Raw genomic sequence first — 723 nt, 5'->3', positions numbered from 1 at the left:
CCCGGGCCCCCCACGAAACCCGCGCCTCCCACGGAACCTGCGCTCCCCGCAGAGCCTGCATCTCTCGCCGAGGGCGCGGACGCGGATACGGAATCTGGCCCTGACACGGAACCCGGTCCTGACACGGAACCCGGCCCTGATGCCGCACCTGGTCCTGATGCCGGACCCGACCCGGACGCAGACCCCGACCCGGCCGCCGGGCCCTGCCCCTGCTGTCCGCTCTCGCCCCCTGCCCCAGGAGCGGCGGACGGGCCGGGCCCCAATTCGAGGCTCTGCCGTGGCTCGGGTACGTGGGCGGGCCCGGCCGCACCCTGGTGGGCACCCGGTCCCGCGACTGGTTCCGCCACTGGCCCCGCCATCGGGCCTGGCGCCGGTTCGGGAGCGCCTGCGGGGGCGCCCGCAGGGATGCCCGTCGCCGGGGTGCCGGGCGGGAAGCCCTGGCCGTGCTCGGGCGCGCCGCCCTGCCCCTGGCCCACGGGGGCGTGCCCGGAGGCAGACCCCTGCCCCTGCCCCTGGCCCTGCCCGTGCTGCCCCTGCCCCTGCTCCTGGCTCCGCCCGTGCCCCGCGGTGCCGCGCGCAGGCGCGGATGGCATGGGCATGACCGTCGTTTCGCCGTGATCAGCGCCGTGCACCACGCTCGGCACCCCGAAGGCGCCACCCGCGCCACCCGCGCCACCCGCGCCACCCGCGACACGCGCGCCGCTCGCGTCATCCACGCCCCCC

It is taken from the genome of Streptomyces albus subsp. chlorinus (assembly GCF_013302895.1).
GTDB classification, from domain to species: domain Bacteria; phylum Actinomycetota; class Actinomycetes; order Streptomycetales; family Streptomycetaceae; genus Streptomyces; species Streptomyces chlorinus.
This window is presented reverse-complemented; position numbering follows the sequence as displayed.